The organism is Scytonema hankhaensis NUACC26 (assembly GCF_045865695.1).
In the GTDB taxonomy this organism is placed as follows: Bacteria; Cyanobacteriota; Cyanobacteriia; order Cyanobacteriales; family Nostocaceae; genus Scytonema.
The window spans coordinates 30,996-56,309 of record NZ_BAACAP010000182.1 but is presented as its reverse complement, the minus strand read 5'-3'; the positions used below and the strand labels follow the sequence as shown (position 1 = coordinate 56,309).

The window sequence follows — 25,314 nt, the reverse complement described above, 5'->3', positions numbered from 1 at the left end:
ACAAATAACAAATGACAAATAACAAATGACAAATAACAAATGACAAAGGACATTAACTATGGCAACAAATCGTCGTAAAACTAGTAAGACGAAGAAAGAAGAAACTAACTGGCAAGAGCGCGTTATCCAAATTCGACGAGTGAGCAAGGTTGTTAAAGGAGGTAAAAAACTTAGCTTCCGTGCGATCGTAGTTGTTGGTAACGAACGCGGTCAAGTTGGTGTGGGAGTCGGCAAAGCATCAGATGTTATTGGTGCTGTAAAAAAAGGTGTTGCTGATGGCAAAAAACACCTTATTGATATCCCCATCACCAAATCTAATTCCATCCCCCACCCCATCAATGGAACTGGTGGTGGTGCAAAAGTTATCATGCGTCCTGCGTCCCCAGGTACTGGTGTAATCGCTGGTGGTGCTGTTCGTACAGTCCTGGAATTGGCAGGCGTTCGTAACGTGTTAGCAAAACAACTTGGCTCCAACAACCCTCTGAATAATGCCAGAGCTGCTGTCAATGCTCTGTCTACCTTGCGTACCTTTGCAGAAGTTGCTGAAGACCGAGGTGTCCCTGTTGAAAATTTATACATTAGTTAGTTGTTAGTAGTTAGTAGAACAACTAACAACTAACAACTAACAACTAACAACTAACCAATTAATTATGAGACTAAATGATGTCCGCCCCCAAAAGGGATCTAAAAAACGCGGTCGCCGTCTAGGTAGAGGTATTGCCGCCGGTCAAGGCGCAAGCGCTGGTAAAGGTATGCGCGGTCAAAACGCACGTTCCGGTCGCAGCACTCGACCTGGTTTTGAAGGTGGTCAGCAGCCATTATACCGCCGTATTCCTAAATTGAAGGGCTTCCCTCTCGTTAACCGTAAGATTTACACTACGATTAATGTAGAAAAGCTTGCTACTCTGCCCCCAAATTCAGAAGTTACACTGGAATCTCTCAAGGAAGCAGGTATTCTAACTGCCTCTAAAGGTTCTCTGAAAATCCTGGGAAATGGGGAGTTAGGTATTCCACTTACAGTAAAAGCAGCAGCTTTCACAGGTACGGCTCGTACCAAAATTGAGGCAGCAGGTGGAAGTTGCGAAGTTATCTGAAGGATGAAGGATGAGGGATGAAGGATAAAAGGTGAAAAATTTATACTTTATAGACTTCAAAGTTCGTGCTTCATAGTTCATAACTTCACACTTCATACTTCATACTTTATACTTCTTACTTCAAAGGTAGCCTTCTATGCTCGGTCGAGAAAAAGCCCCAACGGCTCAAGAAACTTTTATGCAGATGGCACAAGCGGCAGGGCTGAGAGGTCGGCTGCTTGTCACGCTGGGTATTCTTCTGTTAATTCGCTTGGGTATACATTTGCCCATTCCAGGAATCAACAGAGAAGAGTTTGCCCAAGCCCTTCAAGGTAATAACCAGATATTAAGCTTCTTGGACATCTTTTCCGGAGGCGGACTTTCAGCTTTGGGAGTCTTTGCCTTGGGTATTTTGCCATATATCAATGCCTCGATTATTATCCAATTGCTCACTGCTGCAATACCTGCTTTAGAAAACTTACAGAAAAATGAAGGCGAAGCAGGACGGCGAAAAATTTCTCAAGTGACTCGATACGTGTCTCTCGTTTGGGCAATTATTCAAAGTACTTTTTTGGCTGCTTTCTGGCTCAAACCTTTTGCTCAAAGTTATGGACCGATTTTTGTTATTGAGACGGCTCTCGCCCTGACAGCTGGTTCCATGTTTGTTATGTGGGCATCGGAACTAATTACAGAACGAGGCGTTGGAAATGGAGCATCTTTGTTGATTTTTGTCAACATTGTGGCAACACTGCCAAAGGCTTTAGGTGATACTATCGATTTTGTGCAAACTGGCGGCAGGGAAATTGCTGGTCGTGTTATCGTATTGCTGCTGCTTTTCCTAGCCACGATTGTTGGTATCGTCTTCGTACAAGAAGGAATTCGCCGCATACCTATTATCTCAGCACGCCGTCAAGTTGGTCGAAAACTTTTTGCAGAACAGCGCAGCTACTTGCCTTTGCGTCTCAACCAAGGGGGAGTCATGCCAATCATTTTCGCTGCTGCTATCTTAAGTTTGCCACTGTTGGTACAAAATTTCATTAATAATCCACAATATTCCAGGATTGTTAACACTTATCTTGTTCCTGGCGCTTCTGGCTCTTGGGTTTACGCTCTCGTTTACCTTGTTTCTATCGTGTTCTTTAGCTATTTCTATTCTTCGTTGATTCTTAATCCGGTAGATGTAGCTCAAAACTTGAAGAAAATGGGTTCTAGCGTCCCCGGTATTCGTCCAGGTAAGGCAACGAGTGAGTACATCGAACGTGTGGTCAATCGATTAACTTTTTTGGGTGCTATCTTTTTGGGCTTGGTTGCAATTATCCCTACTGCCGTTGAAAGTGCTTTGGGTGTCCCGACTTTCAGAGGCTTAGGTGCTACCTCTTTACTGATTTTAGTAGGTGTAGCGATTGATACATCTAAGCAAATCCAAACCTACGTTATTTCTCAGCGCTATGAAGGAATGGTGAAACAATAGTGACGCGACTAATCTTCTTGGGACCGCCAGGAGCTGGAAAAGGAACTCAAGCGAAAACTTTAGCTCAGGATTGCGATCTTCCCCATATTTCTACGGGTGACATATTACGTCAAGCAGTCAAAGACCAAACTCCTTTGGGTGTAAAAGCTCAAAGTTATCTCGATAAGGGGGACTTGGTTCCCGATCAACTTATTGAGGATCTGATTGAGGAACGTCTGGGTAAACCCGATGCTCATTCAGGTTGGATTCTTGATGGCTTTCCCCGTACTGTCAATCAAGCTGTTTTCTTAGAGCAATTGCTGCAAAAACTCCATCAGCAAGGAGGAGAAAAAGTCATCAATCTTGATGTTCCAGATGACATCGTGATTTCCCGATTGCTCGAACGGGGTAGAAGAGATGACACGGAAGAAGTGATACGTCATCGTTTGGATATCTACCGTTCTGAAACTGCTCCTCTCATTCATTTTTACAGCGATCGCAATCTCCTGCTTTCAGTCAATGGCAATCAGTCACCAGAAGAAGTCACTGCTGATTTAAAAAAAATCGTTGTTTCTTAAGTGGGGACTGGGGACTGGGAACTGGTGATTGGGAAAAAATTCAATACCCAATCGCTAATCGCCAATCCCCAACCCTGAATGTGTAAATCTTGGATAAAATATATTAAGAAACTGTTGATATATTCTCCAAAATATGTTCTTCTGCACACTAGAGACACCCTAGCTGTGGCTGTGAGACTGAAGCGGAGATTGTTGAGTTGAGGAAAAAACTTGTCTAAACAAGATCTAATTGAGATGGAAGGAACAGTTACCGAATCCCTTCCCAACGCTATGTTCCGTGTAGACCTTGATAATGGATTTAATGTCCTTGCCCACATTTCTGGCAAGATCCGCCGTAACTACATCAAAATTTTACCGGGCGATCGCGTCAAGGTGGAGTTGACCCCCTATGACCTGACAAAAGGTAGAATCACTTATCGACTGCGGAAGAAGTAGACCGAACAAACAATTTTTGCGCTTGGGTGATTTCAGTTCATTGATTAACCGAGATGCAATTTTTGTTGGAAATACTTTGACTGTCGTTCAACCGAAGTGACAGTTTTCGGGATAAATCTAAAAATGCTTCCCATATTTTAGGCTATATCCCAAGTAGAGGCTACCTTAGTTTTCTGAAAATTTTAACAAGCGATCGCTTTAGCGTGGAGTGCCAACACGGGTTCACCAAAGGTTAACACTTGAGTGAAAACTTAACACTTGGAGAAAATATTACCACAAACAGAAAAATTGGATTTCAAATGTCGATCGCTGCATAAATTTCCATTATATGTTATAATTCTCTATTTGGAGTCAAAAATAGTGTCATGAAAGTAAGAGCATCTGTTAAGAAGATTTGTGAAAAATGTACCACGATCAGACGTCGTGGTCGCGTCATGGTGATTTGTTCTAACCCCAAGCACAAGCAACGCCAAGGATAACACCTGACCAGTAACCAGTAACCAGTAACCAGTGACCAGTGACCAGTGACCAGTGACCAGTGACCAGTGACCAGTGACCAGTAAATAATTTGCTTGTATTGGGTAACGGTGAACTAGTAGCTAGGTAGCGCTCGCTGATGAGTCAATAATATACTGGTACTGGAAGCTGTTAAGTAAATGACTAAGTAATTAATAACTGACAAAAAGGGAGACAATTGTGGCACGTATTGCCGGAGTAGACCTTCCACGAGATAAGCGTGTTGAAATAGGTCTAACCTATATCTACGGAATTGGATTATCTCGTTCTAAAGAGATTTTAGCAACAACAGGTGTTAACCCCGACACCCGCGTTAAAGAGCTAAGCGATGCTGATATAGCAGCCTTAAGAGGCGAGATAGAAAGTAACTATCAAGTAGAGGGAGATTTAAGGCGCTGGGAAGCGATGAATATCAAGCGCCTAGTTGATATCGGTACCTACAGGGGGCGTCGCCACCGAATGGGCTTACCAGTGAGAGGACAAAGAACCCGTACAAATGCCAGAACTCGTCGTGGGAGAAGGCAGACAGTTGCGGGTAAGAAAAAAGCACCAGCTAAGTAATTCTTTACTGACGCTTATTTACAGCAATTTACAAAAAACCACAGCTATATGGCGCGACAACAAAGTAACAAAAAATCAGGTAGCAAGAAGCAAAAGCGTAATGTCCCAAATGGGGTGGCTTACATCCAGTCTACCTTTAACAATAGCATTGTCACCATTACCGATTCAAACGGAGATGTTGTGTCATGGGCAAGTGCTGGTTCTAGTGGCTTTAAAGGAGCCAAAAAGGGAACTCCCTTTGCCGCACAAACAGCAGCAGAAAGTGCAGCACGGCGAGCCATCGATCAGGGAATGCGCCAGATAGAGGTAATGGTCAGCGGTCCGGGAGCAGGTAGAGAAACAGCTATCCGAGCACTTCAAGGAGCAGGGCTAGAAATTACTCTCATTCGAGATATTACGCCAATTCCTCACAATGGTTGCCGTCCACCCAAGCGTCGCCGCGTGTAAGACGCTCTTTTAAGGCGAAAAATAAATTTGGGAAGGCAGACGTTGAAAACGCACTGCCCGCCCTGAAACACTGGTGAAGAAAATTTCCGCTACAACCAAGTGTTTGTAAAGGCAATTTGATTGCCCCTCTTACAGGACTCGACAATAAGGGAGGCTACTCCGTGGCACAATTTCAGATTGAATGTGTAGAATCTAACACTGAAGAAAATAGAGGTCAAGCCAGTAGATTTGTCTTGGAACCACTAGAACGGGGACAAGGAACTACTGTTGGTAATGCCTTGAGAAGGGTTTTACTTTCTAATTTAGAAGGTACAGCAGTAACAGCAGTAAGAATCGCAGGCGTTTCACACGAGTTTGCTACCGTTCCTGGCGTGCGGGAAGATGTTTTGGAAATCCTCATGAAAATGAAGGAAGTTGTCCTGAAAAGCTATTCCTCTCAGCCCCAAATTGGTAGGCTACTAGTTACAGGTCCCGCAACAGTTACAGCATCACACTTCGACTTACCTAGCGAAGTAGAAGCGATCGATCCCACCCAGTACGTGGCTACTGTTGCTGAAGGTGGAAAGTTGGAAATGGAATTTCGGATTGAAAGAGGTAAGGGATATCGCACTGTTGAGAGGAGTCGTGAAGAAGCCACATCTTTGGATTTTCTTCAAATCGATTCAATATTTATGCCAGTGCGAAAAGTTAATTACAGCGTAGAAGAAACCCGTGGAGATAATGGCATACCAAAAGACCGTTTGTTGATAGAAGTCAGTACAAACGGCAGTTTGACTCCACAAGAGGCACTTTCAGGCGCTGCTGGTATTTTGGTAGACTTATTCAATCCATTAAAAGATATTTCGCTGGAACCTACAGACACAGCTACTGATATTCCGGACGATCCCACCGCTCAAATTCCTATTGAAGAGTTACAACTTTCAGTCAGAGCTTATAACTGTCTCAAGCGAGCACAGGTTAATTCTGTTGCTGATTTACTAGATTACACTCAAGAAGACCTATTAGAAATCAAAAACTTTGGTCAAAAGTCTGCTGAAGAGGTGGTTGAAGCCCTACAGCGACGCTTGGGTATTACCTTACCAACTGAAAGAGCTTCTAAACATCCTTAACTAGCAAAAATTATGCGCCACCGTTGTAAAGTTAAACAACTCGGTAAACCAGCCGATCAGCGTCGTGCTTTGTTACGAGCGCTGACTACTGAAATAATCCGTCACGGAAAAATCACAACTACCTTAATCAGAGCTAAGGTAGTCCGTGCTGAAGTTGACAAAATGATTACCCTCGCTAAAGATGGTTCCCTATCAGCACGCCGCCAAGCCCTCGCTTATGTATATGACAAGGAATTGGTTAAGGCTTTGTTTGAACAAGCCCCTACTCGGTATGCCAATCGTCAAGGTGGTTACACCCGAATTCTACATACCGTTCCCCGTCGCGGTGATAATGCTCAAATGGCAATCATTGAATTGGTTTAATTAGTCATTGGTCATTGGTCATTGGTGAGTCCAGCCCTGTAGGCGGTGAGACCAGTCCTGCAGGCGGGTTTCCCGCCGTAAGGAACTTGCGAACCCGGAGGGGTTTCCCGCCGTAGGGGACTGGCGAACCCGGAGGGCGAACCCGGAGGGCGAACCCGAAGGGTCACTGGTCATTGGTCATTTGACAAAGGACAAAGAACAAAATCCTATGGTAGATAGCCACCAGCCTAAAACAAGAACTTATAGAGTTGCCTTGGTCATTCAATACCTAGGCACTCATTTTCATGGCTGGCAACGGCAACCACAACACAGAACCGTTCAAGAAGAGATTGAAAAAGCGATCGCCACCGTACTGGGTTATCCAGTCACACTTCATGGCGCTGGGCGAACTGATGCTGGAGTTCATGCTGCTGCACAAGTCGCCCACTTTAACGTTACCAGTCCAATTCCAGCTTGTAAGTGGGCAGTTATCCTAAACAGTTATTTGCCCAAAGATATATTGATTCGGGCTTCAGCAGAGGTCAATGACAGTTGGCATGCCCGATTTAGTGCCATCTACCGACGGTATCGTTATACGTTATATACTGAAGGATTACCGAACTTATTTGCCAGCGCCTTGAGTTGGCATTATTATCTTGAACCCTTGGACGAATCGTTGATGCAAGCGGCATTAAAACCGTTAATTGGGCATCATCACCTAGCGGCTTTTCACCGAGCGAATTCAGCACGAAAGCATTCCTGGGTAGACATACAAGCTACAGAGTGCTATCGCAATGGACCGTTTCTGCACATAGAAATTCAAGCAAATGGATTTTTATATGGCATGGTGCGGCTATTAGTAGGAATGCTAGTACAAGTAGGTTCAAGACAGCGGACACTAGAAAACTTTACTGACCTATGGAAACAAGAACGGCGTGAAGAAGTAAAACATGCCGCACCTTCCCAAGGTTTATGTTTGTTGCGAGTGGGCTATCCAGATTTTCCCTTTCCTCCAGAAATTTGGTTTGATACACAACCAAAATTAGTCATTAGTCATTAGTCATTGGTCATTAGTCATTAGTTATTAGACCAATGACAAAGGACAAATAACAAATGACAAGGGACAAAGGACAAATAACAAATGACAAAGGACAAATAACAAATGACTAACAAAACGTTCCTTCCTCCCCAAGCAACACTTCAGCGAAACTGGTATGTAGTCGATGCGGCTGACCAACGCCTTGGTCGCTTAGCAACCGAAATTGCCATGATTCTTCGAGGAAAAAATAAACCCGAATACACTCCTCACATGGATACAGGTGACTTTGTAATCGTTATCAATGCTGAGAAAGTAACCGTCACGGGTAAAAAGCGTACACAAAAAGTTTACCGCCGTCACTCTGGACGTCCGGGTGGTATGAAAATAGAAAGCTTTGATAAGCTGCAACAACGTATACCAGAACGGATTGTAGAGCATGCCGTTAAAGGTATGTTACCTAAGAATAGTTTGGGTCGTCAGCTGTTTACCAAGCTGAAAGTCTATGCTGGACCCACTCATCCCCATGCAGCACAACAACCTAAAGAGTTAAAGATTCAAACAATTCCAGGAGCATAAGATTCATGCAAGCAACAGATACCAATAGCGGTCGTGCCATGTACTGGGGTACGGGTCGTCGTAAATCCGCGATCGCACGAGTTCGTCTAGTTCCCGGTACTGGACAATTGATTGTTAATGGCAAACCCGGAGACCTTTACTTCCAGTTCAACGCCAATTACCTTGCCGTTGCCAAAGCACCCCTAGAAACTCTAGGTTTGGAAAACGAATATGACATCTTAGTGAAAGCTGAAGGCGGTGGCTTAACCGGACAGTCCGATGCTGTTCGCTTGGGAGTAGCTAGGGCTTTATGCCAACTCGATCCCGATAACCGTTCGCCCTTGAAAAGTGAAGGATATTTGACTCGTGACCCACGAGCTAAAGAACGCAAAAAGTACGGTTTACACAAAGCTCGCAAAGCACCTCAGTACTCGAAGCGATAGGTTGGAGACTGGGGACTGGCGATTGGGGACTGGGGACTGGGAAACGAGTACAGTTCAAGTCTTTTCCTAATCCCTAATCGCCAAGCCCCAATCGCTTTTTCCTAATCCCCAGCCCCCAGTCCCCAGCCCCCAGTCCCTAGCAAAAAGTTATAATATTATTAACATCAACCACGGAAGAGAAAATGGCTAAACAAGGTATTCATCCTGAGTGGTATCCTGAAGCCAAAGTTTACTGCAACGGTCAACTGGTGATGACTGTAGGCGCTACAAAGCCAGAATTGCACGTAGACGTTTGGTCTGGAAACCACCCTTTCTACACAGGAACTCAGAAGATTATTGACACTGAAGGTCGCGTAGAGCGCTTCATGAGAAAGTACGGCATGATGGAAGGTCAAACTACAGGCACCAAACGCAAAAACAAAAAGTAGCGGGCTGGCTTTAGCTTTTAACGACGACCCTGCATCGGCTGGGTCGATTTGTCGTATTTAATGCTCGAGCCAATTTGCTATTTTTTAAGGAGTGACTAAACCCGTCATGGCTGAAATATATCTTCTAGAAAAACTTAAGTCAGTTGAACAAACTTTTAATGAATTGACTCGTCGTCTTGCCGATCCCGATACTGCTAAAAACCCTGATGAGTATCAAAAGATCGCCAAGTCACGTTCATCGTTAGAAGAAGTTGTAGAAACTTATGATACCTGGAAAAAAGCGCAGGAAGACTTAATAGGGGCGCGTCAGGTGTTAAAAGAAGCTCAAGGCGATCTAGAGTTGCAGCAAATGGCAGCTTTGGAAGTCGATGAGCTGGAGCAGAAAATAGAAGAACTAGAAAATCGTCTAAAAATATTGCTACTGCCCCGCGATCCAAATGATGACAAAAACATTATGTTGGAAATTCGTGCGGGTACTGGTGGTGATGAAGCCAGTATCTGGGCTGGAGACTTAGTACGCCTATACTCGCGCTATGCTGATAGTCAAGGTTGGCGCGTAAAAATGGTCAGTGAGTCCTTGGCAGAAATGGGCGGTTTCAAAGAAGCTATTTTAGAAATTCAAGGCGATAACGTTTACAGCAAACTAAAATTTGAAGCTGGCGTACATCGCGTACAGCGCGTACCAGTGACGGAAGCTGGAGGACGAGTTCATACCTCCACTGCTACAGTGGCAATCATGCCAGAGGTGGATGATGTAGAAATCCACATAGATCCTAAGGAAATTGAACTAACGACGGCTCGATCTGGCGGTGCGGGCGGACAAAACGTCAACAAGGTGGAAACAGCTGTTGACTTGTTCCACAAACCTACTGGCATTCGTATTTTCTGTACGGAAGAACGCAGCCAGTTACAAAATAAAGAACGGGCAATGCAAATCCTTAGAGCCAAGCTGTATGAAATGAAGTTACGAGAACAGCAAGAAGCTGTCACTTCTATGCGGCGAAGCCAAGTAGGAACTGGTTCTCGTTCTGAAAAAATCCGCACGTACAACTATAAAGATAATCGTGTCACCGACCATCGATTGGGTGAGAACTACTCACTCAATTCCTTCTTAGAAGGGGAAATTGAACACGTTATTCAAGCTTGTATCTCTCAAGATCAGCAAGAACGTTTGGCGGAACTTGCTACTTCTACTAGTAACTAGGGCAAACTTAGGGACTTCCAAATAAAAAAATCTCCCAAAATTACTTGTGGTGCAAATTGCTTGTGGTGCGGGCGTCCCGCCCGCCATTTATACAGGACACCCGTCCCACAAGATGGAAATTCATTTCTTGGAAGTCCTTTCCAACATTACAAATCAAGCATACTGAAACTCTCTATTTTCGTCTTGTCTAAAATTGACATTCGCTTTATCTATTTTTGACTATTTGATTTTCTTCCAATCAAACCACGTGTGGCAGTACCAATGCTTCCAAAGCCTCTAAGCGGTTATTCAATACCTTCTCAAGTCTATCTTTTATATCCTTGAGATATGGGTAGTAGGCAAATTCGTACTTCATGATGTGAGCAAGCATTAACCATTCTCTCAAGGTTGGGCAAGCATTAACTACTTCTTCGACTTCTACTTGCCATCGCCTAAAAATCCGATAGCTGAAAAATCCACTGCAAACACCACCTTTCTCATCCCAGTAAGAAATACATACCTGGTGCTTCAGACAGCGAATTTTTTTAATTTCTTTAATATTGTAGCCTTGTGCCTTTAAAGCATCTTTAGCTTCAGCATTGGAAATTTCCCATTCTTCTGCTTTAATTCTATTAGAGCTTATCAAGCCTTGACCTTTACGGCTACGTTTATTTTGAATTTTACTCGATCGCTTAAGCATGATGTATTTCTTCTGACAGACAAGCAAACCCGTAAACTAAGCCGTTCTACCGCACCAGTCTTTTTTTGACAACTAAAGTTGTATATTTAAAACTCTGGTTACAGTTTACAGGTAAATTGCGAGGATGTCAACAGACAAACAAACTGGTTATCATGCAAGTAGACTTAATCATTTCAGTTGGTTAGCCAAGTAGCAGTGAAAACAGAAAGTAGACAAAAATTGGTAGAAATTATCAAGCTAGCTCGTGGTTCGATGAGTCAACGGGCATTTGGTAAGCTTTTAGGTGTTTCTGCTACTGCTGTTCAAATGTGGGAAAAAGGCGTTAAAACACCAGACACAGAAAATCTGGCTCAAATTGCAGCGAGAGCAGGATATACGCTAGAAGAACTTCTTTGCTGTTTGGAAGGTAAGTCAGTAACAGAAACTTCTGATGTGAACTTAATCCTCAGACAAATCAATCATATGCCTCTCACTCAAGTTGCCCAAATCGTTCAAGCTGGAGCAGCAAGATTAGCGGCGGCGGCTGAGGCTTTAAGCGATTGATCGGAAGCTCCATAACTTAGTGCTGTCACTTCTGATGACACCAGAGCAAAACTTAGGTTAAAACAGAATGAAATTATTTTTCTGTCATTAAAGAATGACTGTAGCTATTCGCTTGCCTATCATTTTTGAATGTTGGGGTTGAATAGCATATATTTCTCATCATCTTGGTGGTTTCAAGATGAAACAAATCTGTGTATGAGGTGCATTTATGTCATTACGGAAAGAACCATCAGATTGGCAATTAGATACGAGCGAAACTTATCTACCGTTTCACTATAAAGGCTCGCTAGCAGGATTCTTGAAACAAGAATTTGCTAATGATGTTTTAAAAGTTTTAAATGAAGATGAAGTTTTAAAAAAAGCTCTTAGAATAGCTTGTACTGAATTAATGAAACACTCAGGTGGTGAGATTGCTCAAGTAAAAGATTTAATGAAAAAATACATTAAAATGTCAGAACGTCCCAAACATGGAACGAGAGCGATCGCAATCTTACTTGGCGAGAGACAACTAGAACTAGACTTGAACAATCAAGAGTTTGCCAAATTTTGCGATACTTTTAAGTTATCGCCTGTAGAACTGAACAATATTTATGCTGGAGAACCAGTGGATAATAATATGTTGGCACCAATCTCTAGAATTTTAGGCATATCAAAAACTGAGTTGTGTGAAATTCGAGATGGTTGTGAATGGGAAGTAGGGGCGCAAGGCATTGCGCCCGTACATGGTTAGTGGATGGTAGGGGCGCAAGGCATTGCGCCCGTACATGGTTAGTGGTAGAACAACTAACAACCAACGCTTACTTTCTTGGCGTAGCATCACCAAATTTAATCAAAAGAGCGATCGCAATACTCACGACCAAAATAATTGTCATACTTAAAGCAGAACCAAATCCCCAATTTTGAGTAGGACCAAGGAACTGATTATAGACTAATCGTGCTGCTGTCATGCTAGAAGCTCCACCTAATAATTCTGGATTGATGAAATCACCAAATGCCGTGATAAATACAAGAAAAGAACTTGCAGCAATTCCAGTTAAGGTTTGAGGTACTGTGACTTTCCAAAAAGTTTGTACGGGATTTGCGCCTAAATCGGCAGCAGCTTCTAATAAACGCTTGTCTAGTTTTTCTAAGGCTGCATATAAAATTAAAACCATGTAGGGCAATAAGCTGTAGCTCATGCCAATTAATACGGCAGGGCTACGGTTAAGTATATCTATAGTAGGTAAACCTATAGTACTCAGTATGCTATTCAATAATCCAGTGGGACGGAGAATTGTAATCCAAGCATAAGAGCGAAGTAGAGAAGAAGTCCACAAAGGTAAAACGAAACCAATAAGTAGCAAGTTGCGCCAACGTGATGGTGCTATCTGAGCTATCCAATAGGCTACAGGGAAACCAAAGACCAAACAAATTATTGTGGATTTTACAGCAAAATCTAGCGATCGCACCAAAACTTGCAGGTACAGGGGATCGAGTATCCGGATGTAGTTGTAGAAACTGCGAGGGTTGACTATTTCCCCAGGTCGAATATTTGGTACTAGACTTAACTCAAAAATAATAAGTGTTGGCAGTACTAACAAAAGCAATAACCAAATTCCAGATGGTGCTAGCAATATCAATGGTTGCAGCCCGTCCAACCAAGGACGTCGAAATTTTGGTGCTTTGGCAATTTGATTTGAAGTTTGAGTAGACACAAGCGGATCGGCTATCTCACGAAGGCAAATTTGGCAAATTTGTAGGTTGGGTTGAGCGCTACGCGAAACCCAACATCTACAGGTATTTGTTGTGTTTTACGGGCATTTGTTGTGTTTTACGGTCATTTGTTGGGTCTTACGGTCATTCGTCGTGTTTTACGGGCATTTGTATTTTACGGGCATTTGTATTTTACGGGCATTTGTATTTTACGGGCATTTGTATTTTACGGGCATTTGTTGGATTTTACGGGTATTTGTATTTTACGGGTATTTGTTGGATTTTACGGGCATTTGTTGGATTTTACGGGTATTTGTATTTTACGGGTATTTGTTGGATTTTACGGGCATTTGTATTTTACGGGTATTTGTTGGATTTTACGGGCATTTGTTGGGTTTTACGGGCATTTGTTGGGTTTCGTTCCTCAACCCAACCTACCATTATGTAAATTAATCCAACTCTCATTAAAAATCAACTCATATATACGATTGTGAACTTTTAAATAACCTTGTTGCTTAATCACTATCCCTGATAAGAGCAATTCCTTTTCCTCCAGGCTATCTACTGAGGCAACGGTTCCAGAATGTAGAATTTGTCGATAGAGTGTCAGAAGACGCAAAGTGTCTAGCTTGCTGTTGAGAATGCGATCGCGAATTGTTCTTAAATGTTCTGGTTCATCCTGAGATTCCCAATTATCTATCACCTGGGTTCGCACCAAATTTTCTATCCATTCAGCTTCTTGATTGGTAGGAACGGAAGAAGAAGAATAACGGATAAGTTGACAAATCTTTTGCGTGAGAAAAGGTTGACCATTTGTCCATGCTAGCAATTCTTTCAAAAGAACTTGCGGATTGCTGACTTTCTCCGTAAGCCCTTGTAACAAAGGTTGGGCTTCATGCTCCTGAAAGCCATTGAGTTGAATTGCTTGACCAATATTAAAGGGGGTTCGTTGGGGATCGGTCAGCAAATCAGAGGGAGTTGCAACTCCAAACAAAGCAAATGTTAACCTCTGATACTTTGGATTAATACTGCGTTGGTTGTAGCAAAAGCGAATCAGAGCAAAAAAGTCATTAACTGGAAAATTTAAGCCCAAAACAGTATCAATTTCATCTACAAAAATAAAAATATGCTCGCTTTGAACATGAGACAATACGATTTCCTCTATAAATCGGCTCAAGCACTGAACGGGTGATAAATCCTGTTGCTCGTTCCACCAAGCTTTTAAATTGACCTTTCCCAACAAATCAAAATTTTGCCACAACTCCACCGCTAATCCCTTGTACCATTGAACTGGAGTGACATCTTCTACGCCAAGTCGGGTAATGTCAATTGCCGCACAAGCAAAACCTTCTGTTTGCAAACGATCCATCATGCGTACCATAAGGCTTGACTTACCCATCTGCCGCGTGTTCAGAATGTAACAAAACTCTCCACGTTTTAACGCTTTGTAAAGATAGCGGTCTGCAGAACGCACGACATAAGTGGGAGCATCCATCGGCAAACTCCCGCCAACTTGATAATCAAAACTTGAGGTGTCCTCAGCACTTCTTAATAAAGCGTTTTCAAATTCGAGTTCAGCTTGAGTAGCTTTGAGAATTTCCAGTGTTTGAGAAAGTTCTCTTGTCCGCTCTTCAACTTTTTGTTCTAAGGTCCGATTGGATTCTGCTAAAGCATCTTTAGCCTTCTGCAAAGCTATATTATTCAAAGCAAGTTCTTGAGTAAATCGAGCTCGTTCTGCTTCTGCTTGTTGGCGTTGGGTAATGTCAGCAAAGGCAGCAATGGCATAAACAATTTCACCTTTTTCGTTATAAATTGGAGTTGCTACTACCTCTAGAGGGATAATTTTATCTGATTGACGAATTTCAAGATCGTCAACGGTTATAGTTTCACCGTTGAGCGCTCGAATAATGGGCTGTTGTTCTTTAGGGTATAGTTGTTCTGTTCCTACAAGGTAAGCGTTGTATATTTGAGCTAATTGAGCATGAGAGATTTTGGTTGTCGTCTCAATTCCTTTGCCCAGAATTCGTTGGGCGGTTTGATTGGCGTAGTAGGGCTGTCCATTGACATCGATCACAAATATACCTACCGCTACAGCTTCTAAAAATTGAGCTAGCCTTCCCTCACTTTCACGCAAAGCAACTTCTGCTCTCTGACGTTCTACAACTTCGGCTTGCAGGCGAGTCAAGAGTTCTGCTTGAGCTTTTTGTGCGAGAATTTCTTGTTCTCGCGCTGCTTTCATCCTCTGTACGTGTTGCAGAGTTTTATTGGTCGTGATTTCTAAATCTTGAAAATTAATTGGCTTTGTCAGAAAGTCAAAAGCCCCTCGGTTCATTGCTGTTCTGATTTTTTCAAGGTCTCCATAGGCGGAAATAATAACTGCTTTGACGATTGGGTACAACTCACTGAGTTTAGTCAGTAAAGCAAGACCATCCATCTCTGGCATATAGATATCAGTTAAGACAATATCTATATCCGGTTCGGCTTGTAGTTTGTCTAGCGCTTGCAAACCATTTTGGGCAAAAATTAATTGAAATTGTTTTTCTCGAATTTTTTTTCTAAACACCTGACGAAGCAGGGGTTCTAAGTCAGGCTCATCATCCACAACCAGTATTTTCGCTGTCATAATTTTTCCTGATTGGGATTATTCACAAACTGAGGATTTTTTCCTTCAGTTTATTAAATTCAATTGGTTTTGTAATATAGTCATCTGCTCCCAAGTTTTTGGCAGTTTGATAGTTATTTTCATCATCGTAAGCAGTAATTATAAATACTTTTAAATTGGGAAATCTTTCTTTGATAATTTTCAAGAGTTCTAACCCATTCATTCCAGGCATATTAATATCTGCTAGAATCAAAGAAAGACATTTAGTAAGATTATTTTGTAAGCGTTCTAGTGCTTCTTCTCCTGAAAAAGCAAAATATAGTGTAACTTGGTTTTGTCTGCTTTCCCTCCTAAATTTTTGCTGAAACAGCAGTTGTACATCTTGTTCGTCGTCTACAATCATGATTTTCATTTATGACTTATATCATTGACTAAATAAGCAAAATATGTAGAGATGAAACACTAAGTTTACTCAACTCTCCTACATTATTTTATGGGTAAACAAGATTCTTGTATGCAAAAATCAGGTTAGTGCCGATCTCTTCATACAACGTGTATAAAAATATTAAATTATTTATGAACAAGACCTCACCCCAAACCCCTCTCCTACGAGGAGAGGGGCTTCTATGTACGGATTGTTACAACGTTACACCAATTCTCTAATCTAACTTACGTTACTTTACTAACCTATTATGAGAGAGGCTTTTAGGTAATGTAATGATAAGATTAGTAAATTTCTTTACTTTAGACTCTACTTTAATGTCCCCTTGGTGCTGTTGAACGATGATATCATGAACGATAGATAAACCGAGTCCGGTTCCTTCTCCAGGCGGTTTGGTGGTAAAAAAAGGATTAAAGATTTGGTTTTGTATTTCTGGGGAAATCCCGTCTCCGTTATCCCTAATACTAATTTCAATTGAGTCGCCTAAATCTTGGGTTTTAACGGTAAGAGTGGGTGAAAATGTTTCTTGTTCTCTTTCTGTTTGTGCTTGAGAGCGTTTTGCTTTTTTATGGGCTGCGTAACCAGCGTTATTAATAATATTTATAAAAGCGCGGCTGATATTCTGAGGAACTATGTTTAACTGACCGATGCTACTATCATAATCAGTCTCAATATCCAGATGAAAAGAAGAATCTTTGGCACGCATTCCATGATAAGCTAAGCTAACTGCTTCTGCTAGCAAAGTATTCACATGAGTCATCTGTCGTTGGTCGCTAGTTTGACCGCGAGAGTGCATTAACATCCCTCGCACAATATTATCGGCTCTTTTGCCATGCTCGTTAATTTTTTGAGCGTTCTGGCTGAGGTCACTTAAAATCTCTTCAATATATTCCTTGCTATCTGATTCTAATTGGTCTTTTTGCTTTTCAATTTCTTCTAGCAATTCTTGTGTTAACTCTATAGAAAGTTCGGCAAAATTGTTAACAAAGTTTAAAGGATTTTTGATTTCATGGGCAATTCCGGCTGTTAAAGCTCCCAGAGAAGCTAATTTTTCTTGGGCAATAATTTGTGCTTGTGTAGCTTTTAATTTTTCCAGTAGGCTTGCCAATTCCTGATTTTTTTCTTGTAATTCTTGAGTTCTGACTTCTACTTTTTGTTCCAAAGTTCGGCTGTAATCTTCTAACTGTTCGTACAGACGCGAATTTTCAATAGAGATGGCGGCTTGGGCGGAAAGAATTTTGAGGACTTCGACGCGATCGCTTGTAAAAGCTCCTGTTGTAAGATTATTTTCCAGATATAAAATGCCGCTCAGTTTGCCTTGATAAAGCAGGGGAGTGCAAAGAATGGATTTGGGTTGAGTGGCAATAATGTAGCGATCGCGTGTAAACGAGCCTTCATTGGCAGCATCATTTAAAACAACATTTTCCTGTGTGCGAGCAACATAGTTAATAATGGCAGCAGATAAAAGAGGAATTTGGGTTTTAGAGTCTACTGATTCTACTGGCATGGATTGCAGTATAGTTACGTCCTCAAAATCTACAGTTCCTAACGCTTCAATAAACCATTTGCTTTCTTGACTATCTTCCGGCTCTATAACATTCGTTTGGGAGTGCAAAATCAGAAAACCCTTTTGAGCACCTGCATTTTCAATCAAAATTTTCATCAGTTTTTGCAGTAGTTTTTCCAGCACAATTTCGCTAGTAAGGGCTTGCGAAGCCTGCATAACACTGAAAAAATCTAAAACATCGGATGTCGTTTTACCCGATTCGGTACTTGAGAGAGTTATGCGGGTCGGAAGGTTATCTGTCGAGGCATTAGCTAAAAACTGCGGGTATCGTGCCTCTAAATCTTTTACCTTAGCTGTAGCTCCCCATCGCTGATAAGCATAGTGGGCGTCTTGTAGATAGTGTCGAGCAACGTGTTTTTGACTTTTGGTTAGGTAAAATCTACCTGCTAATTCATAGGCTAGGGCTTCCTCGTTGAGATATTCGTTTTCCTGGGCGAGAGTAATGGCGCGATCGTAATAATCTCTAGCATCCATATCTTTGCCTAACACACGGGCATATTCAGCTTCAACTAGATAAAATTTATGTAGAAAATTCATTGGGGCATATTGAGACCAAAAATTCATTCTTTCTTGGTTAGTGACAACCCTTTCCAAAATACCTTGTTGTTCGAGCTTGTTGGCTTCAGGAAATATAGCTATCTGAGCAAGAGATTCATAAAAATTAATGATAACAGCAGAATAAAATCCCAATGCTACACCCGAATATTCTTTGACTTTATTAGCAATTTCAATAGCTTCTTGATAATTTTGAAATAAATAACATAGAGATAGTTTATGTAAAAAAAAGAAATAAACAGAACTTAGATCATTGACTTGATAATAAAGAGGCAATACTATTTCTTCATCGTAAGTCTCGCTGGCAAAACGACAGGGGTTTTGTGTTTTGCCAAGTAAATTGAAAACTGATTGTTGAACTACGTCAAGCCAACGTAGAGGGACTGCTTGATTGTATTGACTAATAGCCACTCTGGATTTAACAATCTCTTGTTCCAACTCTATCAATTCTTGACCAATCCAGTAGACGTTCATAATAGATACAGACATAGCATTGCACCCCCAAGTCAGATCTCCTGTTTCTATTCCAATCAGGTAAGTTTCTTTAAGAGGCTTTAATGTCGTTCTGATGTGCTCTTTCCAGGGTCTAATATACGTATTAAATATAAGAAATGTCTTTGCCTGAAATTGTTTAGTTTTAAACTGCTGCAAAAGCCTTAATCCAAGTTGTCCAAATTGATAACCAGCCTCTAAATCTCCTACTGGCTCGCACAATATTAACCCATAGGAAATATATGCAACAGTAGATAAGGGTGTATTTCCAAACTTAAGCGATAAATTGACTAATTCTAGTATCAGGAAAGGATACAGATCGGGTAATCCTATAGAGCCAAGACTAAGTATGAGAAATAACAGAGGCATACTTGCTTTCTTCGTGGCATCGGTCATTTCTGGCAGATTAATTAAATTCTTAATTTTCTGCTTTGTCCAAAGAGCTTTCGTTTCCTCTAGACGACGCATAAACTCTACTTGGCTTGGTTTTTGTGGAAGCTCGACTCCCAAAAATTGCAGGGCTTGCAATCCAATCTTGATAGCTTCAGATGAGTTCTGCTGCCCTAAATAAGCATGAAGCTTAATTTCATAAGCTTTTACTTTGCTTGGCATGGTTTTAGCTTGTTGCAGTATCACCTCAGTCCATTGCTCAACTTCTTCAATATGACCGCTGAGGTAAGCTGCTTCTGCTGCTTCCAGATACAGTGTCAGTGTTAGATCGTACTGGCGTTGCCAGCTATGCTCTGCATCTATTAAAAAGGACTCAGAGAAGTTAAGCAGTTCGATACCAATTCGCAAGTAATTGAACGCTGGTGAATAAGCTGCTGATGCCTTTGCTTTACGACCCGCTATTAGATTTAATTGAACTAGTTCATCCCGTTTTACCTGACTTTTAAGGGAACGACAACCTTGATTAAGTTGATTGACAATATCAAAGATTTTTTGTTCTCGCTTGTTTGACGGTATGTTCCGCAGTAGCAGTTGTCCTACTTGCCAGTGCAAGACTTCCTTTTCTTCAGGATTAATGAGCGAATAGGCCGCTTGCTGGATGCGGTCATGAGCAAACTTATATTCGACTGTGACTTCGTCTGTCAAACCCTCAATATTGAAATCGATCAACTTATAAGCATCACCCAAAGGTAAGACTAAACCCTCTGCGAGCGCTGCCCATAAGTCAGCAGCCGTTGTCTGAGGTGATTTTTCATAGATAATTGTCACGGTACGGAGTTCAAACTGATTCCCTACACAAGCAGCGAGCTTCAAAACTTGCTGTGTATCAGATCTTAACTTTCGCAGCTTGTCGGTCATGAGTTCGACTACATTATCAGTAATATCCCGTACTTGAATCTGTGCTAGATCCCATTGCCAATTCTTTCTTTCAAAGTCAAATTTCAAGAGTTTTTCAGTATAGAGCGACTTGAGAAATTCATTTATAAAAAAGGGATTACCATTAGTTTTATTCAAGATCAACTCTGATAGTGGATTAGCATTTTCTGGCGAACAGTTAAGAGTATCAGCAGTAAACTGCGTAATAGAAGACAGAGTCAAAGGAGCAAGCAGGATTTGATGCACTACAGAGATCTTCTCTCTTATTTCATTCAGCATTAAGAGCAAGGGATGGGCTGCATTCACTTCGTTATCTCGATATGCACCAATAACTAATAGATAATGACTATTGACTGCAGTCATTAACAGTTCAATTAATTTCAATGAAGCTGTATCAGCCCACTGTAAATCGTCAAAGAATAAAACTAGCGGATGTTCTAATTGAGTAAACACTTTAATAAAGTTTTGAAACGCTATATGAAAGCGATTTTGAGCTTCTGTTGCACCTAGTTCAGGTAATGTTGGTTGGAGACCAATAATCAGTTCTACCTCAGGAATAACATCCACAATTGCCCGAGCATTAGAACCTAAAGCAGACAATATTCTTTCACCCCAAAACTCTATTTTTGCTTGGTTTTCTGTTAGAAGTTGTCGAATTAGAGAGCGAAAGGCTTGAACTACTGAAACATAAGGAATATCTCTTTGTAATTGCTCAAATTTTCCAGAAATAAAGTATCCTCGCTTCTCTGTAATTGGCTTATAAACTTCCTGTACTAAAGACGATTTACCAATGCCAGAGTAACCTGTCACCAAAACCATTTCACTAGTTCCTTGGCTGACTCTGTTAAAAGCAGCTAACAAAGCGCCTATTTCCCGTTCACGCCCGTAAAGCTTTTGGGGGATTTGAAATCTACCTGAAACATCCTGTTGACCAAGCTCAAAGGCATTAATCTGTCCCAAAATCTGCCATTGTCGCAAACACTCTTTCAAATCTGCTTTCAGAGCATAAGCTGTTTGGTAACGGTCTTCGGCGTTTTTTTCCATTAGCTTCAGCACTATCTTTGAGATAAGTGTAGGAATACCTGGTTTGTGTTCATGTGGCAGTATAGGTTGTCGGGCAATATGGCAATGTATTAATTCCAGTGCATCGTGGGTAGCAAAGGGCAACCGCTCCGTTAGTAATTCATATAAGGTTACACCTAAAGAATAAAAATCAGTTCGATAATCAATTGCCCGATTCATGCGTCCAGTCTGTTCTGGGGAGATATAAGCTAGAGTTCCCTCCAGTAAATTTGGGTTACGGAAAGTTGTAGCTTCCTGTGAGAGTTCGATTGAGATGCCAAAGTCGATCAGTTTGAGTTGACCTGCTGCCTCATTCCAAATGATATTAGATGGATTAATATCTTTGTGTATAATACGATGCGCGTGAACATGACCAATAATATCAACAATCTCAATAGCTAATGATAGGAACTCGTGCAAAACAAGCTGTCTGTTTTGTTTTACTTGAGACAAAGATATTCCACCAAAATCTTCTAGAACCATCACCCACTGATGGTCATCGTTTTCTAAGCTGTAAGCATCTACTACTCCTCTAATGTTAAGTTTTTTGGTAATCTCATATTCTCGCCGGAACTCAGCTATTCTTTTTGGAGACGGATATGCTTGTTTAAGCATTTTAAGGATAACGGATTGATTATCTCCCTTCGAGTAGGCACGGTAGACCAACGAGTTGTCACTCTCATAGAGTAGTTCGCTAGTTTGGTAGCCCAAGATATCCATCACTAAGTTCCAGTAAGAGACGTCATTGTGTTTTATTCTAAACCGTAGAAAGAAACGGGATTATCCCAAAGTAGCTTTTGGACAGTTTTCTTAGGTAGCCTTTCCTGAAGAGCCATAGCTTTTTCACTCATATCTGGCTGATGATCTGCATGGGGGTAATCAGAGCCAAAGAGCAAATTGTCGGAGCCAATGTACTGGAGAATGCGATCGAGGTAAGGTTCTTCTGGTTCAATCGAAACAAAACACTGACGATGAAAATATTCTGAAGGTTTCATCTTAATGTTGTCTTTAACCTCCCAGTGCAAGCTTTTGTACTCTTCATCTAATCTCCACAGCCAGTAAGGTAGCCAGCCACAACCAGCCTCTAGAAAACCTACTTTCAGCTTAGGGTGGCGCTCTAATACACCTCCTTCGATCAGCGCTAACATTGCCATCATCTGTTCCATAGGATGAGAACAGGCATGTAAGGCAAAATGAGTGTTAAATCGTTCTGCTCCAGCAGTTGGTAGGCGACAATAAGTACCCTCATGGATACCAACGGCTATTCCCAAGCGTTCACACTCAGTCCAAAATGGTTCATAGGAAAGGTGGCTCAACAACCGCCCTTTAATTGGGTTGGGTCTCACAAAAACAGCTTTCCAGCCAAATGTTACAATACGATGCAATTCCGTTACCATCTCTTCGGGAGCATGAAGATTAATAGCTCCCACTCCTTTAAGAATTTGCGGCTCGTAACTACAAAAGTCTCGTAACCAATTGTTGTAGGCGCGGGTGAATGCTCCAACTAGTTGAGGAGACATTGTGTCGATAGCAAATAGCCACAAACCTACACTGGGGTATAAGAACGAGATATCAATTCCCATCTGCTTCATTGCTCTAACCTGTGACTCTGGGTCAAAGCGATTGAGTACAGACAAAGGATAATTCTGTGTGATTCGTCGAGCGCCTTCGCTGCGGATTTCGGCAGATTGCTTGTAAAAAATTTTTTCCCCTTTGACTTTCAAATCAGCTGATAATGCGTAGTTTTTAAAGGCAGGATCGAGGTACTTTTCCCACATATCGTTAGGTTCAAGTACATGAGCGTCTGCATCAATTATTTGATATTCTCTCAGCATAATTCTCCTCTCTCTACTCTTTGAATTGTCTGTCACATCCACATCGGAATAGGGTTCAATTGATTTTCTTTCAAAGGTTCTTTTACCCAACCTAATTGAACGGGTACTTCGTAAAGCCTTCCATCTCCTAACCTTTTCCAAAAGTGGCACATTCCAGGAACGATAACCTTCACTACTTTCAGTCCAATATCGGGGCGTGTTTGATCTAAAACCAGCATTTCCATGCCATTTTTCTCAACGATCTGTTTGCAAGTTATGATATCTTCAAGGAGATTATCACTCCAAATTTGAGGATAATGAGAACACTTTTTTACCGCAACGCTTTCATGGGGAATTAGATAGGTTTGATTTTGTAGCGTAGCTGTCTTCCACCAATCGAGAGCTAATGGATCGGAGGATAGAGCATATTGAGTGTTGCCATCAGCATCAACTGGTAAAACTGCAGGAAGTGATTGGTTTGTCTCGGTTAAGGCTCTTAAAATAGCTATCTTTGGATCGAAATGAGCACCGAAGCCAAAAATAATGTCCTCGGCTTTGCGATCGCTTCTTCTGCTAATTGCAGCAAAAGCAGGAATATTTAAATTGCTCGTAATATCTAAAACCCAAAGTTCACGATGAATCGATTGGTAATATTCCTTTAAGTTTAAAAAATACGGTTCATCAAAACTTTCTAAATCTACCCTCGGTCTTCTCACGCGATTGTACCACCACAAAGCTACGCTGTCTCGCTCTACTAACTCCATAAACCCTTGCAAGATTGCTTCTTCCAATGTATTTCCAGCCGCACATCCGTTGGAGTCAGCATAACAATCAGGGTTTAAATGTTTGGGGTAGCTATAATAGCAGTAAGCGGTTGGTAGGTACTTAAATTCTTCATAAGTTAAAGACCAAACAGGTGTCCATTCAATTTCTCTCTCCTCATCAAAAGGTTCTGGAACTCTTTGAGAAAAGTTAAGACAGCTAGCGTTCCATTCCTGACGATTTTTATATTGCTCTGGGCTAAACAGCATACAAGCGTTGGGATGAATTGCTTTGTTACTCAGTTTTTGGTAACTGGCTTTATGCCTTGCTTCATCCCCTTGAAACACTCCGGAATACCTCTCTATAGCTTCGCAGAAACCGCTTGCTTTTGCTTGCCAATCAGTCTTTCCTTTACCAGCACTGCTACCCCTAAGATTTTGACGTAAGGAATCCAAATCGTCGAATATTGTAGGCAAATGATGGTGAACTGCATAAATGTAGATCGCTCCGTTTACTTCTTGGAATAGCTGTCTCATTTCTCGGACAACTCCTGTAATCGGACTGATATGATGTTGATATTTCTTTAAGGTTTGTTCGGGAGAAACACAACGATGTCCTCCGTCTGTTGTGAAAATTTTCTTCCGGTTTCCTAAAATTATGGGTGTGGCTTTCCCTATTAAACTTGTATCTCCACAACAAATACACTGAGGTCGTTTAACCAAAATATGGTTTTGTGTCTGTAAAGACATAATGTCATGAGTAACTAATATTCCTTCTAGCTGTTTATTCTCTCCTTGTACAATCCACTTAAATACTTCTGTAGCAGCCATTCCTAATGCAGTCTGCAAAGTAGAAGACAGAAAACCAATAGGAGACGTTGACAATATGGAATTTTCTTTGTATTTCTGTATAAAGCCTTCGATAGATCTGTTCCCTCGTAAACGCTGAGCTAAACACTTCCAACACCCTGTTTTATAAGGATGAAATATAGGTCCAATCCAAACAATTGTTCCTACGGGTTTAGCAAGCATCCAAGAACGTTTGGACTCCAAAGCTTCTTGATTGAAAACATCGAGATTGTTGTGAAGATAGTCATCAGTCAAAACTACCACTAAGTCTCCCTTATCAGAGACTTGGATATGTAACAATTCCAGGAGAGAAACAAATTCTAAAGTATCAATAGAACCGAAAGCTCTGACTTCAACTTTAGTGGTTTGCAATCGCCTGTTAGCCTCTTGTGGAGTAATATCCAGAGTTTCACAAAAAACTGCTAATTCCGATGGAAAAGAGACATCGCTTTCAACAATATAGCCTTTCTGTTCCATTTGCATTAAAGTCTGATGAATACTAGCACTAACAGAGATCAACTCTTGAACAGATGCTTTTTCTGGTAGCAGAATTGGAAGGAGTTTATCAACAATTTCGTCACTACTATGCAGACCGTTAAGCAAAGGAGTTAATAGTTGATACAAACGACCGAGCAGTAAGAAAGAAGTTTTCTCACTTAAAAGAAATACACCTTCTGATTCTATAGTTTCAATGCGGAAACAAGTTTTAAATTTAGGTTTTTTCAGCATTTCTATTTTATTTAGGAATTA

25 protein-coding genes are annotated in these 25,314 nt (G+C 41.3%); 18 read left to right on the top strand and 7 right to left on the bottom strand.

Features of this window, described 5'->3' with window-relative positions:
* Nucleotides 1-58 precede the first annotated feature (58 nt).
* From rpsE to prfA, 15 genes are all read left to right on the top strand, one after another.
* Nucleotides 59-586, top strand: a complete 528-nt coding sequence (gene rpsE, locus ACKTT2_RS17615; RefSeq protein ID WP_407889182.1) for a 30S ribosomal protein S5 — start codon at nucleotides 59-61, stop codon at nucleotides 584-586.
* Between the two features lie 64 nt (nucleotides 587-650).
* Nucleotides 651-1,094, top strand: coding sequence for a 50S ribosomal protein L15 (gene rplO, locus ACKTT2_RS17610; protein WP_407889180.1), 444 nt, complete (start codon nucleotides 651-653; stop codon nucleotides 1,092-1,094).
* Between the two features lie 136 nt (nucleotides 1,095-1,230).
* Nucleotides 1,231-2,544, top strand: a complete 1,314-nt coding sequence (secY, locus tag ACKTT2_RS17605) for a preprotein translocase subunit SecY (protein ID WP_407889178.1) — start codon at nucleotides 1,231-1,233, stop codon at nucleotides 2,542-2,544.
* On the top strand, nucleotides 2,544-3,101 hold the full coding sequence (locus ACKTT2_RS17600; protein WP_407889176.1) for an adenylate kinase: 558 nt from the start codon (nucleotides 2,544-2,546) through the stop codon (nucleotides 3,099-3,101). The genes secY and ACKTT2_RS17600 overlap by 1 nt, the downstream gene beginning before the upstream one ends.
* A 210-nt stretch (nucleotides 3,102-3,311) precedes the next feature.
* Entirely contained in the window at nucleotides 3,312-3,536 is a 225-nt protein-coding gene (infA, locus tag ACKTT2_RS17595) for a translation initiation factor IF-1 (protein WP_006276978.1), read from the top strand.
* A gap of 365 nt (nucleotides 3,537-3,901) precedes the next feature.
* A complete protein-coding gene (rpmJ, locus tag ACKTT2_RS17590) occupies nucleotides 3,902-4,015 on the top strand; it encodes a 50S ribosomal protein L36 (protein ID WP_407889174.1) in 114 nt (37 codons plus the stop codon).
* 217 nt (nucleotides 4,016-4,232) lie between these two features.
* Nucleotides 4,233-4,613 (top strand): 30S ribosomal protein S13, encoded by a 381-nt coding sequence (gene rpsM / locus ACKTT2_RS17585; RefSeq protein ID WP_017748889.1) that lies wholly within the window; start codon nucleotides 4,233-4,235, stop codon nucleotides 4,611-4,613.
* Nucleotides 4,614-4,661: 48 nt separating this feature from the next.
* On the top strand, nucleotides 4,662-5,060 hold the full coding sequence (rpsK, locus tag ACKTT2_RS17580) for a 30S ribosomal protein S11 (RefSeq protein WP_017748890.1): 399 nt from the start codon (nucleotides 4,662-4,664) through the stop codon (nucleotides 5,058-5,060).
* Nucleotides 5,061-5,221: 161 nt separating this feature from the next.
* Nucleotides 5,222-6,169 carry a DNA-directed RNA polymerase subunit alpha gene (locus ACKTT2_RS17575; RefSeq protein ID WP_407889171.1) on the top strand — a complete coding sequence of 316 codons (948 nt, stop codon included), beginning with the start codon at nucleotides 5,222-5,224 and terminating at the stop codon, nucleotides 6,167-6,169.
* A 12-nt stretch (nucleotides 6,170-6,181) separates the two neighbouring features.
* On the top strand, nucleotides 6,182-6,532 hold the full coding sequence (gene rplQ, locus ACKTT2_RS17570) for a 50S ribosomal protein L17 (RefSeq protein WP_407889169.1): 351 nt from the start codon (nucleotides 6,182-6,184) through the stop codon (nucleotides 6,530-6,532).
* Between the two features lie 208 nt (nucleotides 6,533-6,740).
* Nucleotides 6,741-7,571, top strand: coding sequence for a tRNA pseudouridine(38-40) synthase TruA (gene truA / locus ACKTT2_RS17565; RefSeq protein WP_407889186.1), 831 nt, complete (start codon nucleotides 6,741-6,743; stop codon nucleotides 7,569-7,571).
* A gap of 102 nt (nucleotides 7,572-7,673) precedes the next feature.
* Nucleotides 7,674-8,126 carry a 50S ribosomal protein L13 gene (gene rplM, locus ACKTT2_RS17560; protein WP_407889167.1) on the top strand — a complete coding sequence of 151 codons (453 nt, stop codon included), beginning with the start codon at nucleotides 7,674-7,676 and terminating at the stop codon, nucleotides 8,124-8,126.
* 5 nt (nucleotides 8,127-8,131) lie between these two features.
* Complete coding sequence (gene rpsI / locus ACKTT2_RS17555) at nucleotides 8,132-8,548, top strand: 30S ribosomal protein S9 (protein ID WP_038080715.1); 417 nt, start codon at nucleotides 8,132-8,134, stop codon at nucleotides 8,546-8,548.
* A 182-nt stretch (nucleotides 8,549-8,730) separates the two neighbouring features.
* Entirely contained in the window at nucleotides 8,731-8,976 is a 246-nt protein-coding gene (rpmE, locus tag ACKTT2_RS17550; protein ID WP_155751461.1) for a 50S ribosomal protein L31, read from the top strand.
* 106 nt (nucleotides 8,977-9,082) lie between these two features.
* Nucleotides 9,083-10,180 carry a peptide chain release factor 1 gene (prfA, locus tag ACKTT2_RS17545; RefSeq protein ID WP_407889164.1) on the top strand — a complete coding sequence of 366 codons (1,098 nt, stop codon included), beginning with the start codon at nucleotides 9,083-9,085 and terminating at the stop codon, nucleotides 10,178-10,180.
* Nucleotides 10,181-10,418: 238 nt separating this feature from the next.
* Here prfA and ACKTT2_RS17540 read toward each other — a convergent pair whose 3' ends face one another.
* Entirely contained in the window at nucleotides 10,419-10,859 is a 441-nt protein-coding gene (locus tag ACKTT2_RS17540) for a hypothetical protein (protein WP_407889162.1), read from the bottom strand.
* Nucleotides 10,860-11,054: 195 nt separating this feature from the next.
* Here ACKTT2_RS17540 and ACKTT2_RS17535 point away from each other — a divergent pair, with 195 nt between their 5' ends.
* Together ACKTT2_RS17535 and ACKTT2_RS17530 are read left to right on the top strand one after the other, a co-directional pair.
* Complete coding sequence (locus ACKTT2_RS17535) at nucleotides 11,055-11,402, top strand: helix-turn-helix domain-containing protein (protein ID WP_407889160.1); 348 nt, start codon at nucleotides 11,055-11,057, stop codon at nucleotides 11,400-11,402.
* A gap of 208 nt (nucleotides 11,403-11,610) precedes the next feature.
* Complete coding sequence (locus ACKTT2_RS17530; protein ID WP_407889158.1) at nucleotides 11,611-12,132, top strand: hypothetical protein; 522 nt, start codon at nucleotides 11,611-11,613, stop codon at nucleotides 12,130-12,132.
* A 67-nt stretch (nucleotides 12,133-12,199) separates the two neighbouring features.
* On the opposite strand, the gene ACKTT2_RS17525 is transcribed toward ACKTT2_RS17530, so the two are convergent.
* Nucleotides 12,200-13,096 carry an ABC transporter permease gene (locus ACKTT2_RS17525; RefSeq protein WP_407889156.1) on the bottom strand — a complete coding sequence of 299 codons (897 nt, stop codon included), beginning with the start codon at nucleotides 13,094-13,096 and terminating at the stop codon, nucleotides 12,200-12,202.
* Between the two features lie 51 nt (nucleotides 13,097-13,147).
* Here ACKTT2_RS17525 and ACKTT2_RS17520 point away from each other — a divergent pair, with 51 nt between their 5' ends.
* Nucleotides 13,148-13,588 (top strand): hypothetical protein, encoded by a 441-nt coding sequence (locus tag ACKTT2_RS17520; RefSeq protein WP_407889154.1) that lies wholly within the window; start codon nucleotides 13,148-13,150, stop codon nucleotides 13,586-13,588.
* On the opposite strand, the gene ACKTT2_RS17515 is transcribed toward ACKTT2_RS17520, so the two are convergent.
* The 5 genes from ACKTT2_RS17515 to ACKTT2_RS17495 all read right to left on the bottom strand — a co-directional run bounded on the left by ACKTT2_RS17515 (nucleotide 13,519) and on the right by ACKTT2_RS17495 (nucleotide 25,293).
* Entirely contained in the window at nucleotides 13,519-15,717 is a 2,199-nt protein-coding gene (locus ACKTT2_RS17515) for an AAA-like domain-containing protein (protein WP_407889152.1), read from the bottom strand. The genes ACKTT2_RS17520 and ACKTT2_RS17515 overlap by 70 nt on opposite strands.
* 22 nt (nucleotides 15,718-15,739) lie before the next feature.
* Nucleotides 15,740-16,108, bottom strand: a complete 369-nt coding sequence (locus tag ACKTT2_RS17510) for a response regulator (RefSeq protein WP_407889150.1) — start codon at nucleotides 16,106-16,108, stop codon at nucleotides 15,740-15,742.
* Nucleotides 16,109-16,370: 262 nt separating this feature from the next.
* Entirely contained in the window at nucleotides 16,371-21,860 is a 5,490-nt protein-coding gene (locus tag ACKTT2_RS17505) for a trifunctional serine/threonine-protein kinase/ATP-binding protein/sensor histidine kinase (RefSeq protein ID WP_407889148.1), read from the bottom strand.
* Between the two features lie 32 nt (nucleotides 21,861-21,892).
* The gene (locus tag ACKTT2_RS17500) at nucleotides 21,893-22,975 is read right to left on the bottom strand and encodes an amidohydrolase family protein (protein ID WP_407889146.1); all 1,083 of its coding nucleotides are present in this window, start codon (nucleotides 22,973-22,975) and stop codon (nucleotides 21,893-21,895) included.
* A 32-nt stretch (nucleotides 22,976-23,007) separates the two neighbouring features.
* Nucleotides 23,008-25,293 (bottom strand): TOMM precursor leader peptide-binding protein, encoded by a 2,286-nt coding sequence (locus tag ACKTT2_RS17495; protein ID WP_407889144.1) that lies wholly within the window; start codon nucleotides 25,291-25,293, stop codon nucleotides 23,008-23,010.
* Nucleotides 25,294-25,314 lie beyond the last annotated feature (21 nt).